The organism is Pseudomonas sp. EA_65y_Pfl1_P113, assembly GCF_963970525.1.
Classification (GTDB): Bacteria; Pseudomonadota; Gammaproteobacteria; order Pseudomonadales; family Pseudomonadaceae; genus Aquipseudomonas; species Aquipseudomonas tritici.
Map to the genome: position 1 here is coordinate 1 of NZ_CAXAQM010000152.1, position 734 is coordinate 734.

The window sequence follows — 734 nt, forward strand, 5'->3', positions numbered from 1 at the left end:
GCAGTTGATGCACGTGACGGGATCGTCCTTGCCCAGGTCATAAAAACGGGTGGCGCATTTCGGGCACGTACGCTTCGTGCCCCATTCCGGCTGGATCATATGCCGAGTTGACCTTCTTCAAGATGATAATGAGATCTTGCGACCGCGACGCCGCAAAGTGGGGCGCGCCTTGCCATAGCGCAAGCGCACTGTCAAAGCGCGGGGCCGATGGCACATCCTACTCCCGCTCCGCTTGAAGTCCAACCCTCTGGTCCGCTCACCGGTCGCGTTCGCGTTCCGGGCGACAAGTCGATCAGTCACCGCTCGCTGATGTTTTCGGCGCTCGCCGTCGGCACCAGTCGCGTCACCGGCCTACTGGAGGGCGAGGATGTTCTCGCCACCGCCGCCGCCTTGCGCGCAATGGGCGCAAGCATCGTCCGGGGCGACGATGGTGTGTGGACGATTGACGGCGTCGGCGTCGGTGGCCTGCTGCAGCCGACCAATGCGCTCGACATGGGCAATTCGGGCACCTCGACGCGGCTGCTGATGGGGCTGGTCGCCAGCCATCCCATTACAGCCACCTTCATTGGCGACGCCTCGCTGTCCAAACGTCCGATGGGGCGTGTCATCACGCCCTTGTCCGACATGGGAGCTCAGTTCACCCCCAGTCCGGGCGGCCGCTTGCCGCTGATGCTGCGCGGGATCTGCCCGGCCATCCCGATCACCTACACCCTGCCCGTCGCATCGGCGCAGGT

General features: G+C 64.7%; 2 protein-coding genes. One reads left to right on the forward strand and one right to left on the reverse strand.

The genetic code is table 11. The features are described 5' to 3' along the window. Nucleotides 1-99: FYDLN acid domain-containing protein (locus tag AACY52_RS28810; protein ID WP_339561143.1), on the reverse strand; the 99-nt coding region annotated here is incomplete at its 3' end. A 108-nt stretch (nt 100-207) separates the two neighbouring features. Here AACY52_RS28810 and AACY52_RS28815 point away from each other — a divergent pair. Continuing rightward, nucleotides 208-734 (forward strand): 3-phosphoshikimate 1-carboxyvinyltransferase (locus AACY52_RS28815; protein WP_370468061.1); only part of this gene is annotated, 527 nt, incomplete at its 3' end.